The 14,815-nt window shown below is 73.0% G+C and carries 10 protein-coding genes; 5 read left to right on the top strand and 5 right to left on the bottom strand.

Annotation, left to right across the window (positions count from 1 at the left end; all coding sequences use genetic code 11):
- Positions 1 to 9: 9 nt before the first annotated feature.
- Positions 10 to 2,295, top strand: a complete 2,286-nt coding sequence (locus ABEA42_RS14730; protein ID WP_345504520.1) for an ATP-binding protein — start codon at positions 10 to 12, stop codon at positions 2,293 to 2,295.
- Positions 2,296 to 2,304: 9 nt separating this feature from the next.
- Here the strand turns inward: ABEA42_RS14730 and ABEA42_RS14725 are convergent, their stop codons facing one another.
- Positions 2,305 to 3,477 carry an acyl-CoA dehydrogenase family protein gene (locus ABEA42_RS14725; RefSeq protein ID WP_345504519.1) on the bottom strand — a complete coding sequence of 391 codons (1,173 nt, stop codon included), beginning with the start codon at positions 3,475 to 3,477 and terminating at the stop codon, positions 2,305 to 2,307.
- Positions 3,478 to 3,708: 231 nt separating this feature from the next.
- Here ABEA42_RS14725 and ABEA42_RS14720 point away from each other — a divergent pair, with 231 nt between their 5' ends.
- Both ABEA42_RS14720 and ABEA42_RS14715 read left to right on the top strand, forming a co-directional pair.
- Positions 3,709 to 5,097, top strand: coding sequence for a hemolysin family protein (locus tag ABEA42_RS14720; RefSeq protein WP_345504518.1), 1,389 nt, complete (start codon positions 3,709 to 3,711; stop codon positions 5,095 to 5,097).
- The gene (locus tag ABEA42_RS14715) at positions 5,094 to 6,119 is read left to right on the top strand and encodes a hemolysin family protein (protein ID WP_345504517.1); all 1,026 of its coding nucleotides are present in this window, start codon (positions 5,094 to 5,096) and stop codon (positions 6,117 to 6,119) included. Before ABEA42_RS14720 ends, ABEA42_RS14715 begins: the two co-directional genes overlap by 4 nt.
- Positions 6,120 to 6,164: 45 nt before the next feature.
- On the opposite strand, the gene ABEA42_RS14710 is transcribed toward ABEA42_RS14715, so the two are convergent.
- Positions 6,165 to 7,070, bottom strand: coding sequence for an NADP-dependent oxidoreductase (locus tag ABEA42_RS14710; RefSeq protein ID WP_345504516.1), 906 nt, complete (start codon positions 7,068 to 7,070; stop codon positions 6,165 to 6,167).
- A gap of 242 nt (positions 7,071 to 7,312) precedes the next feature.
- Here ABEA42_RS14710 and ABEA42_RS14705 point away from each other — a divergent pair, with 242 nt between their 5' ends.
- On the top strand, positions 7,313 to 8,197 hold the full coding sequence (locus ABEA42_RS14705; protein WP_345504514.1) for a hypothetical protein: 885 nt from the start codon (positions 7,313 to 7,315) through the stop codon (positions 8,195 to 8,197).
- Between the two features lie 117 nt (positions 8,198 to 8,314).
- Here the strand turns inward: ABEA42_RS14705 and ABEA42_RS14700 are convergent, their stop codons facing one another.
- The 3 genes from ABEA42_RS14700 to ABEA42_RS14690 form a co-directional block, all read right to left on the bottom strand.
- Complete coding sequence (locus tag ABEA42_RS14700; RefSeq protein WP_345504512.1) at positions 8,315 to 10,723, bottom strand: excinuclease ABC subunit UvrA; 2,409 nt, start codon at positions 10,721 to 10,723, stop codon at positions 8,315 to 8,317.
- Positions 10,724 to 10,771: 48 nt separating this feature from the next.
- On the bottom strand, positions 10,772 to 13,201 hold the full coding sequence (locus ABEA42_RS14695; RefSeq protein WP_345504510.1) for a glycoside hydrolase family 31 protein: 2,430 nt from the start codon (positions 13,199 to 13,201) through the stop codon (positions 10,772 to 10,774).
- Between the two features lie 193 nt (positions 13,202 to 13,394).
- Complete coding sequence (locus ABEA42_RS14690) at positions 13,395 to 13,682, bottom strand: DUF1905 domain-containing protein (RefSeq protein WP_345504509.1); 288 nt, start codon at positions 13,680 to 13,682, stop codon at positions 13,395 to 13,397.
- 108 nt (positions 13,683 to 13,790) lie between these two features.
- On the opposite strand from ABEA42_RS14690, the gene ABEA42_RS14685 reads away from it, so the two are divergent.
- On the top strand, positions 13,791 to 14,750 hold the full coding sequence (locus ABEA42_RS14685; protein ID WP_345504508.1) for an acetamidase/formamidase family protein: 960 nt from the start codon (positions 13,791 to 13,793) through the stop codon (positions 14,748 to 14,750).
- Positions 14,751 to 14,815: the final 65 nt, after the last annotated feature.

Below are 14,815 nucleotides of genomic sequence, written 5' to 3'. Positions count from 1 at the left end.
TCGCCGCCGGTGAGCGCCACCCCTCCGCGCGGTGCCGAGCGCGCCGCCGAGCGCCGTACCGCCCGAGCTCCCGAGCGCAGTACCGCCCGCGCTGTCGAGCCCGCCGCCGACTCCCCCGTAGCCCCGGGCGGTGACGTCCACCTGCCGGCTGCCACGACACCCGCGGGACCGGTCCACGGCGGGGGCCCGCTCGGGTGGTTCGCGGCGCTCCCCGGAGCCACCCGTGACGTCCTGACGTTCGCCTCCCTGCTGGGCGGGGTGTTCGCCCTGATGACCACCTCGGTCGTCCTCGCGCCGGCCGGCTCCCACGTGGCCGCCTGGTGGCCGGCCTCAGGGCTCTCCGTGGTCGCCCTGCTCTGGACCCGGGGAACCCGCCGCTGGCTCATGGCCGCCGGCCTGCTCGCCGTGTCGGTGCTCGCCAACCTGCTCGGCGCCCGGACGCTCGCGGTGTCCGCCGGATATGCCGTGTCCAACCTGCTCGAGACCGTGGTCGTCACGCTGCTCCTGTTGCGTGCCGGAGGCGCCCGCTCGGCCCTGGCCACCATGGCGGGCCTCGGCAAGTTCCTCCAGGCGTGCACCGCGGGTGCCGCCGTCATCGCCGTGGGGGCCGGGGTCACCGCCTCGGTGAGCGAGGGCGCCGACGCCTTCGCCGTGGGCCGGGCCGTCGGAGCCTCGCACGCCGCGGCCCTGCTGCTCGTGCTCCCCTGGTTCCTGGGGTCCTCGCCCGCGCCGGAGCGCCGGCGCACCGAACGCGTCGCGCAGTGGGTCGTCCTGGTCGCGGTGGTCGTGGCCGTGTTCGCCCCCACCCAGAGCCTCCCCCTCGCCTTCGTGCCGTTCGTGCCGCTCATGTGGGGCGCGGTGCGCATGGGCCAGCGCACCGTCTACGGCCAGCTGGTCACGGCCGGCGTCCTGGCGACCCTCCTCAGCGCCCTGGGGGGTGGACCGTTCGCGCACCTCTCGTCGGGCCGTCCGCCCGAGGTCGTCTCCAGCCTGGTCCAGGCCTTCGTCGTGTGCGCCGCCCTGCTGGTGCTCCCGCTGTCGGTCGCCATCCGCCAGCGCCAGGAGACGATGACCGAGCTGCAGCGCAGCGAGGCGTTGTTCCGCCACGGCTTCAACGGTGCCCGGGTCGGCATGCTCCTGCTCGACCGCGACGGGGGCGCCCTGCGCATCGTCGAGATCAACGCCGTCGCGCTGCGACTGCTCACCGGAGACGACGGGCGCACGGAGGACGACCTGCTCGGGCAGAGCTGGTCGCAGCTACTGGACCCGCTGAGTGCCCTGGTCGTGGACGGGGTGCTCACCTCGGCCGGGAGCTCGGTCGTGCCCGACGCCCACGGGTGGCAGGGCGAGGTGCAGGTCGCGCGGCCGTCGCGCGCGTGGCTCGAGGTCACGCTCTCCCCCCTCACCGAGTACTCCGGCACCCTCTACACCGCCCAGCTCGTCGACGTCACCGAGCGCCGCGCCGCCGAGGAGCAGCTGCGCTCGGCCCTCGAGAAGGAGCGCCGCGCGGTCGAACGGCTCACCGAGCTCGACCAGGCCAAGGACGACTTCGTCACCAACATCAGCCACGAGCTGCGGACCCCCATCACCAGCGTCATCGGCTACGCGGAGATGCTCGCCGCGGGCGACGCCGGCGACCTCGACCGCCTCCAGCTCGGCATGGTGGAGAAGGTCCAGCGCAACGCCGGCCGCCTGCTCAGCCTCATCGAGGACGTCCTGGCCGTGTCGAAGGTCGACGCCGGCAGCTTCAGCTTCACCCTGGCGCGGGTCGACGTCCGGTCCTGCGCCTGGCAGGCCTGCGAGTCCCTGGAGAAGCAGGCGCTCGACGCCGACCTGCGGCTCGCCGTGGCCGCGCCCAGCGGCGGCATCCACGTCCTCGGTGATGCCGCCCAGCTCGAGCGCGCCCTGATCAACCTCATCTCCAACGCCATCAAGTTCACCCCGGCCGGCGGCACCGTCACCGTCCGGCTCCGCGTCGGGATCGGCGAGGTGCGCATCGCCGTGGAGGACACCGGTATGGGGGTGCCCGAGGTCGAGGCGCACCGCCTGTTCGAGCGCTTCTTCCGTTCCAGCACGGCGCAGTCCGAGGCGATCCAGGGCACGGGCCTCGGGCTGACGATCGTGAGCTCCATCGCCCACGCCCACCACGGTGAGGTGGGCTACGCGCCCCGTCCCGGGGGCGGCTCCGTCTTCTCGATCACCCTCCCCCTGGCCGACGGGCCGCAGAAGGCCGACCCGGTCGACGCCGTACCCGTCGAGGACGCGACCGGCGCCGACCCGACCTACTCGCGCTGACGGGCCGCCTCAGACGAAGGCGCCGACCCCGGTGATCTCGCGGCCCACGATGAGCGTGTTGATCTCGCGGGTGCCCTCGTACGAGTAGATCGCCTCGGCGTCGGCGACGAAGCGGCCCACCTGGTGGTCGAGCAGGATCCCGTTGCCGCCCAACAGCTCTCGCGCGAACCCGACCGTCTCGCGCATGCGCACCGTGCAGAACGCCTTGGCCAGCGACGCCTGCGCGTCGGTCTCCACACCCGCGTCCTGCAGGCGGCTCAGCTGCACGCACAGGGCCGCTGACGCGGTGGTGTTGCCGAGCATCTGGACGAGCAGGTCCTGGATGAGCTGGAACCCGGCGATCTTCTGCCCGAACTGCTCCCGTTCCTTGGCGTAGGCGAGCGCGTGCTCGTACGCGCCGAGGGCACACCCCACGGCCATCCAGGCCACGCCGGCGCGGGTCTCGCGCAGGACCCGACCGGTGTCGTCGAAGGAGCGAGCCCCTTGGAGCCGGTCGGTCTCGGGCACCCGGACGCCGTCGAGGGTGATGTGGGCGTTCTGCACGACGCGCAGCGCGATCTTGTCGCCGATGGCCTCGGTGGTGAAGCCGGGCGCACCCTTCTCCACGACGAAACCGAGCACCTCGTCGGTGTCGGAGTCACGCGCCCAGATGACGGTGAGGTCGGCGAAGGTGGCGTTGCCGATCCACTTCTTCTCCCCGTCGAGGACCCACTCGTCACCGTCGCGGGTGGCGGTCGTGGTCAGCCCCCCGGCGGCTCCCGAGCCGGCCTCGGGCTCGGTCAGGCCGAACGCGCCGATCTTCTCCCACCGAGCCATCGCAGGCAGCCAGCGCTCCTGCTGCTCCGGCGACCCGCACAGCCGGATCGAACCCATGGCCAGGCCGCTGTGGACGCCGTGGAACGTCGCGATGGACGGGTCGACCCGCGCCATCTCCATCGCGACCATCCCGTCGAGCAGGTGCCGGCGCCTGCCACCTCCCGGCCCGTCGGACGCCAGGCCGGCGGTGCCGAGCGCCGCGAGCCCGGGCACGACCTCGAACGGGAACGTGGCCCGCACCCAGTGGTCGGTGATGACCGGAGCCACCTCGCGGGCCATGAACTCCCTGACCCGGTGCAGGATCTCGCGCTCCTCGCCGTCCAGCAGCTCCTCGAGCCCGTAGAAGTCGGTGGTCTGCACGGCCATGGGATGCCTCCGGGGAGTCGTCGTCGACGCGGCGGCTGCCCACGAGCCGCCCGGTTCGCCCACCCTAGGTGGAACCGCAGCAGCGCGGTCGGCGTTGGTCCGGTCGAGTGAACGCCCAGGACGGGCCCCGTCGGGGACCCCGCCGCGACCACGGAGACGTATGGAGCCCCCCAGTACGCCGGGACAGCCCGGCGCAGCCCCGCCCGGACCCTTCCACCCCGGGGCTGACGCGTGACCGCCGTGCTGTCCCTGCTCCTCGGGGTACTCGTCGTCCTGGCCATCACCGCGCTCACTGGGTGGTTCGTGGCGCAGGAGTTCGCCTACCTCGCGGTCGACCGCAGCCGCCTCGCCGCGCGGGCGGCGTCGGGGGACGCCGCGGCGGCCAGGGCACTGGCCGTGACCAGGCGCACGTCGTTCATGCTCTCCGGCGCGCAGCTCGGCATCACCGTGACCGGGCTGGTGGTCGGCTATGTCGCCGAGCCGCTGATCGGCGAGTCCGTCTCCGGGCTGCTCGGTGGGGTCGACGTGCCCAGCGGCATCGGGCTGGCCGTCGGGGCCGTCGTGGCACTGGGCTTCTCGACGGTCGTGCAGATGGTCCTGGGCGAGCTCTTCCCCAAGAACCTGGCGATCGCCCGCCCCGAGCCGGTCGCCCTGCGGCTGGGTCGCTCGACCACGCTGTACCTGCGCACGTTCGGCTGGCTGGTGCACGTCTTCGACCGTGCGTCGACCGCGCTGCTCAGGGTGCTCGGCATCGCCCAGGTGCACGACGTGGAGCACTCGGCCAGCGCCCGCGACCTCGAGCACATCGTCGCGGAGTCGCGCGAGAGCGGTGACCTGTCACCCGAGCTGTCGCTGCTCCTCGACCGGGTCCTGGACTTCCCCACCCGCAACGCGGGACACGCGATGGTCCCCCGGGTGCACGCCGACGTCGTGGGCGCGGGTGACCGGGTCGCCGAGGTGCGCGCGCTCATGGCGGTCGGCCACTCGCGGTACCCCGTCCTGGACGCCGACGGCGTCACCGTCACCGGCGTCGTGGAGCTGCACGACGTGCTGGCCTCCCCGCCGGGCGACCATCGCCCGGTGACGGTACTGGCGCGTCCACCGGTCGTCGTGCCGGAGTCCATGGCGCTGCCCGCCGTGGTGCGGGCCCTCGTGGACGCGCGTCGCGAGCTGGCCTGCGTCATCGACGAGTACGGCAGCTTCGTCGGCATCATCACGCTCGAGGACCTGGCGGAGGAGCTCGTCGGCGAGCTCGCCGACGAGCACGACGTGGGCGAACCGCCCGCCCACGAGGCGTTGCCGGACGGGTCGTGGGTCGTGGCCGGCGACCTGCCCGTCGACGAGTTCGAGCGGCTCCTCGACCGTGACCTGCCGGAGGGCGACTACGAGACGCTGTCGGGCCTGGTCATCGCCCACCACGGGGCGCTGCCGCAGCCCGGCGAGCACGTCCTCGTGGGGCTGCCCCTGGACGCCGCGCAGCTGGCCGGTGACGGCGAGCCGCTGCGCCACGTCGCCGACGTCGAGGTCCTCACCGTTGAGCGGCACGTCCCCGCGACCGTCCGCGTGAGCATCCGGGAGGCCGTGGAGCCGGCACCCCTGCAACCGGAGGAGCAGCCGTGAGCAACCCCTGGGTCGTCCTCGCCACCACGGCCGCCATCATCGGCCTGTCGGCGTTCTTCGTCGCCGTCGAGTTCGCCCTCATGGCCGCTCGCCGTCACCGCCTCCAGGACGACGCGCACCGCAGCCGCGCCGCCCGTGCAGCCCTGCGGAGCTCCCACGAGCTGACGCTGCTGCTCGCCGGTTCACAGCTCGGCATCACGGTCTGCACGCTCGCTCTGGGGGCGGTCACCAAGCCGGCGGTGCACCACTGGCTGCTGCCTCCGCTGGAGGCGACCGCCCTGCCCGCCTGGGCCGCGGACGTCCTCGCCTTCGTCCTGGCCCTGGTGGTGGTGACGTTCCTGCACCTCGTCGTGGGCGAGATGGCGCCGAAGTCGTGGGCCATCGCACACCCCGAGAGGTCGGCGACCCTGCTCGCCCTGCCGATGCGCGGGTTCATGTGGCTGACCCGGCCGCTGCTGCGGGTCCTCAACGCGGTCGCCAACTGGTGCCTGCGCCGGGTGGGTGTCGAGCCCAGCGACCAGGTGGTGTCGGGGCGCAGCCCCGAGGACCTGCGGCACCTCGTGGAGCACTCGTCGCAGTCCGGCGTGCTCGACCCCGCGTACTCCGCGCAGCTCGCCGGGGCGCTCGAGCTCCAGGTCCTCACCCTCGGCGAGCTCGTCCGGGGCGAGGCTGGCGTGACCGCCGTCGACGGTGCGGCCACGGCGCGCGAGGTCTGGGAGGTGTCCCTGCGGACGGGGCACCTCCGGGTGCTGGTCGAGGAGGACGGCCACGTACGCGGCGTGGTGCACGTGCGCGACGTGCTCACGGCGGCGCCGGACCTGTCGGTGGCGGAGGTGGTGCGCCCGGTCCAGGCGCTGCCCGCCGGCACCCCGGTGCACGAGGCGCTCACCCGGATGCGGCAGACCCGCACCCAGCTGCTCGTCGTCACCGACGACCACGGCAGCACCCTCGGCGTGGTGGGCGTGCCCGACATCCTCGACCGCCTGCTCTCCCGTGACCTGGCCGCCGGCCCGCGCCGCTAGTCCTCCGGCAGGGCCACCTCGCCGTCCTGCTCGGCGACGGTTACCTCAGGGGTGAACCAGGACGAGCTTGCCGCGCACGTGCCCCGACTGGCTGATGCGGTAGGCCTCGGCAGCCTCCTCGAAGGGGAACGTCCGGACCGGGATCTCCAGCCTGCCCTCGGCGAGCAGCGAGGCGGTCAGCTCGAGGGCCTCCACGGGCTTGCTGTCGTCGCCTCCGCCGGTGACCCGCGCGCCCGCGGCCGCCGCCCCGAAGTTGGCGATCGACACGACCTGGGCCGGGTCCCGGACGAGCCGGACCAGATCCTCGGCCGGGGTCTTGCCGGCCACGTCGAAGACGGCATCCACCTGGCCGCCGGCGGCGTCCATGACGCGCTCGACGACCCCGTCGCCGTAGAGGACGGGGGTCGCACCGAGGTCGCGCAGCAGCGGGTGGTTGGCCTCGCTGGCGGAGGCGACCACCGTCGCGCCACGGGTCACCGCCATCTGGACGGCCACGGCGCCCACGCCGCCGGCGCCGCCGTCCACGAAGAGCGTCGTGCCCGACTCCACCCCGAGAAGGCGCAGGCCGCGCTCGGAGGTCTCGCCCGCAACGCCTGCTGCGGCCACCACGGCCCAGTCGACACCCTCGGGTCTGGTGGCCCAGGCGTCGAGCACGGCCAGCTCGGCCTGCGTGCCGCTGCCCCGGCCGAACACCTCGTCCCCGACGGCGACCCCGTCGACCCGGTCGCCCACCTCGTCGACGACCCCTGCCGCGTCGAAGCCGAGCAGGACCGGGCGCTCCGGGCGCTCGTCCTGCGCCATGGCACCCGAGAGCATCTTCCAGTCGATGGGGTTGACGCTCGCCGCCCGCACGGCGACCCGGACCTGACCCGGGCCGGCGTGCGGCTCGGGCGCCTCTGCCCACGCCAGCTGCTCGGGCCCCCCGTACGTCGTGAACTGCAGAGCGCGCATGGGACGTACCTCCTGGTCGGCAGCCGGCTGGCGTGACGGGCGCCCCTCGAAACTACCCGAGGTGCTCGCCCACCGACAGGTCCCGGACGGCGCCCTCGGCGGACGCCCCGACCCGGGCCGGACGGCCACGGCTCACTGGTGGGGTCGGCCCGGACGGGGGATCATGGTGGGGCCCCCGCAATGCTGCCGCGGGCGGGTGGGCAGAGACGACCCGGCCCCGGGTCCGGTCCTCGGAGAGATGAGTGGACAGTCCCGCAGGTGGGCGGCACCGGCGCCCCACGTCCCCCGCGATGCGCGTCGTGTGGGCCGTCGTGGCCTTCCTCGGCGCCGGCGTGCTCGGCCTGTTCATCGTCCTGCCGCGCACCCGCTTCCTGCGGCCGCGTCGCGTCCTGGCGTGCGAGCTCTGCCAGCGCCGCCACCGCCGGCTCCTGGCCGCCATGGTGGTGCTGGCCTGCCTGTCGGTGGTCGGGTTCGGGCTGCGCGTCTCCCAGAAGGCGCGGGAGCTGCCGGCCTGCGTGGCCGACGTCTCCATCGCCGAGGGCCGGCGCGTCATCGACCCCCAGGTGCCGCCACGCGGGTCGGTGCGCTCGACCGTGCGCTCGGTGCTCACCGCCCCCGTCAGCGGGCTGGCCCTGGCCTTCGCCGAGGTCCGGGGTCGCGGACTGTGCAGCGTCGGCGACCCGCCCATCACGCTGGCCTTCGTGCCGCAGTCGGCGGAGCACCCGGGCAGCATGGTGGGCGAGGTCTTTCTGTCCTCCCCCACCCCGCGCATCGACGCCGTACGCGCCGCGAGGTTGGCCAGGCACGAGTCGCGGCACGTGGACCAGTGGGCAGTGTGCAGCGTCCTCGGCGGCATCGGCCTGCTGCCGGTCGCCTACCTCGTCGACAGCACCGTCTACCCCGGCTCGGAGAACCACTTCGAGCAGTCCGCCGGCCTGGACGCAGGCGGCTACTCCCCGCCGCCCGACCCGCCCGTGGGACCACGCCTGTGGGTGGTCGCGATGTGGACCGGCGTCGTCCTGCTCATCGGCCGGCGGCGGGTCCGGTGGGCGGTGCGCACCCTCGTACGCCGCCGGAGCACCCACGTCCCGGGCCGCTGCGCCGTCCACACCCCGGGCTGGACCTGACCCGCCCCACTCCCCCGGCTCCGTACCAGCTGACCCGTTCACGCACGCGCCACGGGGCGCGTTGAGCGGCGCACGGGGTAGGAGGTCGGGAAGGATCGGCAGGTGGCGCGGGACCGCTCAGGCGCCGACGTACGCGGCGAGGTGCTCGCCGGTGAGGGTGGAGCGGTCCGCGACGAGGTCGGCCGGCGTCCCCTCGAACACGACCCGTCCGCCCTCGTGCCCGGCGCCGGGACCGAGGTCGATGATCCAGTCGGCGTGGGCCATGACGGCCTGGTGGTGCTCGATGACGACCACCGACAGGCCGGAGTCGACGAGCCGGTCGAGCAGCGCCAGGAGGTTGGCGACGTCGGCGAGGTGCAGCCCCGTCGTCGGCTCGTCCAGGACGTAGACGTCGCCCTTCTCTGCCATCTGGGCCGCGAGCTTGAGCCGCTGGCGCTCTCCCCCGGACAGCGTGGTCAGCGGTTGGCCGAGGGTGAGGTAGCCGAGCCCGACGTCGGCGAGCCGGCCGAGCACCTTGTGCGCCGCGGGCGTGGCGGCAGCTCCCTCGGGGCCGAAGAGGGCCTCCGCCTCGCCCACCGACATGGCGAGCACCTCGGCGATGTTCTTCCCGCCGAGCGTGTACTCGAGCACCGACGCCTGGAACCGCCGGCCCTCGCACTCCTCGCAGGTCGACTCGACCGTCGCCATGACACCGAGGTCGGTGTAGATGACGCCGGCGCCGTTGCAGGTGGGGCAGGCACCCTCGGAGTTGGAGCTGAACAGTGCCGGCTTCACGCCGTTGGCCTTGGCGAACGCCTTGCGCACCGGCTCGAGCAGGCCGGTGTAGGTGGCCGGGTTGCTGCGGCGCGAACCCTTGATCGCGCCTTGGTCGACGATGACGACGCCGTCGCGCCGGGCCACGGACCCCTGGACCAGCGAGCTCTTCCCCGAGCCGGCGACCCCGGTGAGGACGCACAGGACGCCGAGCGGGATGTCGACGTCGACATCCTTGAGGTTGTGCGTCGACGCGCCCCGTACCTCCATCGCCCCGGTGGCGCTGCGCACCTGTGGCTTGAGCACGGCCCGGTCGTCGAGGTGGTGCCCGGTGGTGGTGTCGCTGGCGCGCAGGCCCTCGACCGTCCCCTCGAAGCACACCGTGCCGCCCCCCGAACCCGCACCGGGACCGAGGTCGACCACGTGGTCGGCGATGGTGATGGTCTCCGGCTTGTGCTCCACGACGAGGACGGTGTTGCCCTTGTCGCGCAGCTGCAGCAGCAGGGTGTTCATCCGCGCGATGTCGTGCGGGTGCAACCCGATCGTCGGTTCGTCGAACACGTAGGTGACGTCGGTGAGCGAGGACCCGAGGTGGCGGATCATCTTGGTGCGCTGCGCCTCCCCGCCGGAGAGCGTGCCCGCCGGCCGGTCGAGCGAGAGGTAGCCGAGACCGATCTCGGTGAACGAGTCCAGCAGGTGCCGCAGCCCGCCGAGCAGCGGCGCGACCGACGGCTCGTCGAGCTCGCGCAGCCAGAGGGCGAGGTCGCTGATCTGCATCGAGCAGAGCTCGGCGATGTTCCTGCCGTTCACCTTGGCCGACAGGGCCTCCTTCGACAGCCGGGTACCCAGGCACTCGGGGCACGTCGTGAAGGTCACCGCTCGCTCGACGAACCGCCGCACGTGCGGCTGCATGGCCTCGACGTCCTTGGACAGCATCGACTTCTGGACCTTGCTGAGGACGCCCTCGTAGGTGAGGTTGACCCCGTCCACCCGGATCTTCTCGGGCGCGCCGTACAGGAGCTTGTCGAGCTGTTTGGCCGTGAACGACCCGACCGGCTTGTCCATCGGCAGCCCGGCGCCGCTGAAGATGCGTCCGTACCAGCCGTCCATGCTGTAGCCCGGGACGAGCAAGGCGCCCTCGGACAGCGCCTTGGTGCCGTCATAGATGGCGGTGAGGTCGAAGTCGTTGACCGCGCCCATCCCCTCGCAGCGCGGGCACATGCCGCCCTGGTAGACCGCGTCGCGGACGACGGTCTTCTCCTCGCGACCACCCTTGTCGGTGCGCATCACCCCGCTGGCCACGCGGGTCGGCACGTTGAACGCGAACGCCGTCGGCGGCCCGATGTGGGGAACCCCGATGCGGCTGAACAGGATCCGCAGCATCGCGTTGGCATCCGTGGCGGTGCCGACGGTGGACCGGGGGTTGGCGCCCATCCGCTCCTGGTCGACGATGATGGCCGTCGTGAGGCCCTCGAGGACGTCGACGTCGGGACGGGCCAGGGTCGGCATGAAGTTCTGCACGAATGCGCTGTAGGTCTCGTTGATCATGCGCTGCGACTCCGCCGCGATGGTCGCGAACACCAGCGAGCTCTTGCCGGAGCCCGAGACGCCGGTGAACACCGTGAGCCGGCGCTTCGGGATCTCGACGCTGATGTCCTTGAGGTTGTTCTCCCGCGCGCCCTGGACGCGGATCAGGTCGTGGCGGTCGGCAGCGGGGGCCCCCGACGCCGCCTGCCCGGTGTGCGCGCTCGCCCCGGTCGTCCTCGTGGCCATGGTGTGTCGTCCTCCCTCGCTCACGCCGCTGCCCGGCGGGCCTCCACGCTAGTCGCCTGCGACTCCGAGGACCGCCGTGAACCGCCGCGCCGCCACCGGCAGCACGAAGGCCCCGTCGGCGTCCGCCGCCACCGGCGCGTCGTCGAGGACGACCCGGTCCGGGGACGCCCCGTGCACGTGCAGGCGGTACGCGGTGCGCCGGAACTCGGGGTAGCCCTCGCCCTCGACCCGCGCCTGCAGCCGCACCGTCGCGCCGTCCCTCGTCAGGGTGAAGGTCGTCCGGTGGCAGGCGCCGCCGGGTGATGCGGTGGTGAGGCCGTCGTCCTCGACGAGCCGCGACACGTGCTCGCCGTCGCGGGTCGGGACGAACAGGTGCAGCTCGATCACCTCGGGGTGGTAGCCGGCCGTCGACGGCGGCGCCTCCGGCCACATCGGGACGACCGCGCCGCCGCGGGCGTAGACGGGGATGCGGTCCATCGGCGTGGGTGCGATGACGAAGCGACGACCCCCGAGGAGCGAGCCGTCGTGCCAGTCGTACCAGTCGCCCTCGGGCAGGTAGACCTGACGCGAGGTCGCCGCCGGCTCGGTCACCGGCGCGACCAGCAGGTCGGTGCCGAAGAGGTACTGGTCGTCGAGGTCGCGGACCGTGCCGTCGTACTGGTGGTCGAAGACCAGCGGCCGTTGCACGGGCTCGCCGGTCTCCGACGACCGGACGAACGCGCTGTAGATGTAGGGCATCAGCCGGTAGCGCAGGCGCAGCGCCTCACGCACGATGTCCTGCACGAGGTCGCCGAACGCCCAGGCGTACTGGTCGACGTTGCCGATCATCGAGTGGTTGCGGCAGAAGGGCGTGAGCACGCCGTACTGCATCCAGCGGGTGAAGAGCTCGGCGTTGGAGCCACCGGCGAAACCGCCGACGTCGGCGCCGACGAACGGCTGCCCCGACACCCCGAAGCCGGACGCCATGGCGATGCTCATGCGCAGGTGGTCCCAGCGGGAGAGGTTGTCCCCCATCCAGTTGGCGGCGTAGCGCTGGATACCGGCGAACCCCGCCCTGGAGAGGATGAAGGTGCGCAGCTCGGGCATCGCCTCCACCAGCCCCTGGCGCGTCCCCATCGCCATGAGCAGCGCGTACTGGTTGTGGTAGCGCTCGTGCGGGTGCTCGCCGTGGCCGAAGCGCATGCCCTCGGGCGGGATCGAGCCGGTGGCCGGCTCGTTCATGTCGTTCCAGATCCCCGCGAGCCCGGACTGCACGTGCCTGGCGTTCAGCCCACCCCACCAGCGTCGCGCCTCCTCGGTGACGAAGTCGGGGAAGGCCGTGTTGCCGGGCCAGACCTGCCCGATGTAGGTGTCGCCGCCTGCCGTGCGGCAGAACACGTCCCGCTCGAGCCCATCGTCGAAGACGGCGTAGCCGGGGTCCCACTTCACGCCGGGGTCGATGATCGTGATGACCTTGAAGCCCTGCTCCGAGAGCCGCTCGAGCATCCCCGGCGCGTCCGGGAACTTCTCGGTGTCCCACGTGAAGACCCGGTAGCCGTCCATGTAGTCGATGTCGAGCCACAGTGCGTCGCAAGGGATCTCGCTGTCACGGTGCTGCTGTCCGAGCGCCTCCACGGCCTCCTGCGTGTAGTCGAACCAGCGGCACTGGTGGTAGCCGAGCGACCACAGCGGTGGCAGCTGCGTGCGACCCGTGAGCGCGGTGTAGCGGGTGAGGATCGTCGGCATGTCGGGTCCGGCGAAGATGTACTCGGTCCACTGCCCACCGCGGAACGTCATGCGGTACTCGTCGTGCGGGGAGAGCTCGTACTCCGCGCGGTAGCCGTTGTCCGTGAACGACGCCGCCATCGTCCCGGTGGGGTAGGTCTGGTGGTAGTAGAAGGGGACCGTCACGTAGAACGGGTCGAAGTCGACGCTCGTGCGGTCGCCGCGGGGGTCGTCCGGCTCCTTGCCCGCGGTGAACTCCCCCGCCGCGTCGGGGTTGAGGACGTCGGTGTTCCACATGGTGAAGTCGCGGCCCTTGCGGTTGTGGCGGCCGCCCTTCTCCCCCAGCCCGAAGAACGCGTCCTCCTGGCGGCACCGCCGGCGCAGCGTGAACGTGTCGTTGAGCGTCGCGTAGGCCCAGTAGCGCCCCTGGTCGTCGCTCGCGGTCTCCACCACCGGCGTGCCGTCGGCGCGGTGCACGTCGAGGCGGAACGGCCTCAGCCACAGCGACACGACCAGCGACGAGGTCACGAGGCACACCCGCTCGTCGTCGCGCTCGACCGTGAACTCGACCGGGTCTGCCAGTGGGTCGACGCAGACCGCGAAGGTGGGCGACTCGTCGAAGACGCCCCCGCGGCTCATCTTCACCCGGACGACGTCGTCGGCGACGAGGTCGACTCGCAGCAGCTCGGTCTCGACCTCGGCCAGCAGGCCGCGCGCGGTGTCGGTGACCGACCCCACCCGTTCGAAGCGGACGAAGTGGTCGGTCTCGATCACGGTGGGGCGCCTTTCGCGACGGTGGCCGGAGGGGACGTGCAGGTCGAGGCTACTGCGCGCGCACCTCCCCACCCCAGCCCCGGGGAGGCCCTCGGAGCGCGGGGCGAAGCGCTGGTACCGCTCTCCATCCGCGTGCCGTGGAGCAGCCTCAGGTGGCGGACGCTGCCGCGGACCTGGCCCCGGACGGGAGTGGTCACGCGTCGACGGTCAGGTGCAGGGAGACGACGTCGCCAACCTCGATCTCCTCGGCGCGCAGCACCGCGAGCTTGAGCGGCACGGCATACCCGCCGCCCTTGGGGAACAGCGAAGTGGTCCACCGCGTGGCCCCGATCCGCGCCCCCACGGGGATCATGCCCCACCCGTAGCTCACCTGGGCGGACACGGCCTCCAGCGCCCCGCACTCCTCGTCGGGGACCGAGAGGAAGTGCCAGGGCGCCGGCCCCTTCCAGAACCACACCGCACCAGCGAACTCGAGCTCCATGGACGCAGGATAGGAGCGCGGGCGGACAGCGGTGGCAGCACCGGCGGCGTCGCCCCGTCCCGGCCCCGGGCGTGCGGCACGTCCGGCCTCGGGCAAGACTGGGGCACCGTGACCCGCCACCACCTCGCGCCCACGCGCGACCACGTCGTCCAGAGCATCTCCCGCGACTCCTCCCCCGCCCTGCGGGTGCAGCCCGGGGACACGGTGGTGGTCGAGTCCCTGGACTCCGGTGGGCACCTCGAGCCGCAGCGGTCCCCGGGCGAGGAGCGGCCGCGGATGTTCTCCCCGCGCGACGGTCACTGCCTCACCGGCCCGGTGGAGGTGGTCGGCGCCCGGCCCGGTGACGTGCTGTCGGTGCACTTCGCGGCCATGGTCCCGGGCCCGTGGGGGTGGACGGCCTCCGGTGGCACCGACACGTGGCTCAACCAGCGCCTCGGTGTCGACACCGCCCGTGGCGACCTGCTCTACGCCATCGACGCCGCGGCCGGCGTGGCCCGCAACCAGCTGGGGCACGAGGTGAGACTCGCGCCGTTCCTCGGGGTCGTGGGGGTCGCCTGCGACGTCCCCGGCGAGCTGTCGACCGTGCCGCCGCGCCCGGAGAGCGGGGGCAACATCGACTGCCGCGACCTCGTGGCCGGGTCCACCCTGTACCTGCCCGTCAACGTGCCCGGCGCCCTCCTCACCGTCGGCGACGGGCACGCCGCGCAGGGCCACGGGGAGGTCGGCGGCACGGCCATCGAGTGCCCCATGACGTCCGAGCTGGTGCTCGACCTCGTCGACGACCCGCCCCTGCGGTCGGTGCACGCGGTGATCCCCGCGGCAAGGCTGACGTTCGGCTTCGACGCCGACCTCAACGCTGCCACCGCCACCGCGCTCGGTGACATGCTGACCTGGGTGGAGCACCTGCTGGCCGTGCCGCGGGCCGAGGCACTCGCCCTGGCCAGTGCAGTCGTCGACCTGCACGTCACCCAGGTCGCCAACCGCACGTGGGGCGTGCACGCGTCCCTCCCCCACGACGCGCTCGACGGCGCCCTCGACGGTCTCGAACGCGCCGTCGACCGCGCCTGAGCAGGCCGCGAGGCGGGACCAAGGGCCCTTCGGCCGGCCCGGCACCGGCAGTGTGCTGGACCCGG

The sequence above is a fragment of the Pedococcus ginsenosidimutans genome, from assembly GCF_039544395.1.
Lineage (GTDB): Bacteria > Actinomycetota > Actinomycetes > Actinomycetales > Dermatophilaceae > Pedococcus > Pedococcus ginsenosidimutans.
Note: the sequence above shows the minus strand (reverse complement) of the source record. Positions and strands in the feature narration are given on the sequence as shown.

Coding starts and splice junctions, on each gene's coding strand:
- ABEA42_RS14725 (WP_345504519.1), bottom strand. CDS start 3,477: ATGGCCGTGCAGACCACCGACTTCTACGGGCTCGAGGAGCTGCTGGAC.
- ABEA42_RS14710 (WP_345504516.1), bottom strand. CDS start 7,070: ATGCGCGCTCTGCAGTTCACGACGTACGGGGGGCCCGAGCAGCTGGCG.
- ABEA42_RS14700 (WP_345504512.1), bottom strand. CDS start 10,723: ATGGCCACGAGGACGACCGGGGCGAGCGCGCACACCGGGCAGGCGGCG.
- ABEA42_RS14690 (WP_345504509.1), bottom strand. CDS start 13,682: ATGGAGCTCGAGTTCGCTGGTGCGGTGTGGTTCTGGAAGGGGCCGGCG.